The 799-nt window shown below is 53.7% G+C and carries 2 protein-coding genes; one reads left to right on the top strand and one right to left on the bottom strand.

Annotated elements, in window-relative coordinates; translation table 11 throughout:
* On the top strand, positions 1 to 271 hold a 271-nt coding region (locus B9Z45_RS16750; RefSeq protein WP_146180911.1), incomplete at its 5' end, for a transposase.
* A 147-nt stretch (positions 272 to 418) separates the two neighbouring features.
* Here B9Z45_RS16750 and B9Z45_RS17505 read toward each other — a convergent pair.
* The gene (locus B9Z45_RS17505) at positions 419 to 574 is read right to left on the bottom strand and encodes a helicase HerA domain-containing protein (protein ID WP_255562059.1); all 156 of its coding nucleotides are present in this window, start codon (positions 572 to 574) and stop codon (positions 419 to 421) included.
* Positions 575 to 799: the final 225 nt, after the last annotated feature.

Genomic DNA, 799 nt, shown 5'->3' with positions numbered 1-799 from the left:
GAAGGCACTGATCGCATCCAAGGCACCACATGCGAACGACTTCACCAACCAGCGGGTGCGCAAGGGAGGTGAGGTTGACCCGGCCCTGCGCTCGAAGAATCGCAACAAGTCCAAGGTACGCGCCCGGGTGGAGCACGTCTTCGCAGTGGTCAAGCGGCTGTGGGGCTTCACCAAGGTGCGCTATCGCGGCCTGGCCAAGAACGCCACGCGCTCGTTCGTGGCCTTGGGTCTGGCCAACATCTACTTAGCGCGTGGACGCCGCATGGCATGAGTGCGTCTTCAGAGCGCGCAATGCGCGTGTCTGGCGTGAAAAGGCCAGAAATACGGGCCGAAATTGGGCCGCTTCGCCCATCACATCTCGCATCATGCAATCAACTAGCAACATATCGCTGAATTCGTTGGCTTGTTCAGCGTAGCCCTAAACATGGGAGTATTTCAGCAGCCTGTTAATGATGCTTGCAACGGTTGTCGATTTCCCAGAGCCCGTGGTACCTACAACCGCGGAATGTCTGGTTACCAGTTTATTGATATCGATCAGCGCAGGAATTGAGTCTGCGTTGGAAATGTGGCCCAGTTTTACAAAGTAAGGTCGATCTGGTTGCCCATAAATGTTCTTTAATTCTTTTTCTGAAACTAGATGAACTTCATCGCCGATGGTTGGATACTGCGATATGAAGTGGACCCCAAAGTCAGGACAGCCTTGATGGCAGTTTAAGTTGCACTCAACTTCTCGCAGCTGGTCGGCGCTGCCCCGCTTTTTGCCTTTTGTATTGCAGGCTCAATCTCAATCCTGACTTCC

Source organism: Limnohabitans sp. 2KL-17 (genome assembly GCF_003063415.1).
In the GTDB taxonomy this organism is placed as follows: Bacteria; Pseudomonadota; Gammaproteobacteria; order Burkholderiales; family Burkholderiaceae_C; genus Limnohabitans_A.
Note: the sequence above shows the minus strand (reverse complement) of the source record. Positions and strands in the feature narration are given on the sequence as shown.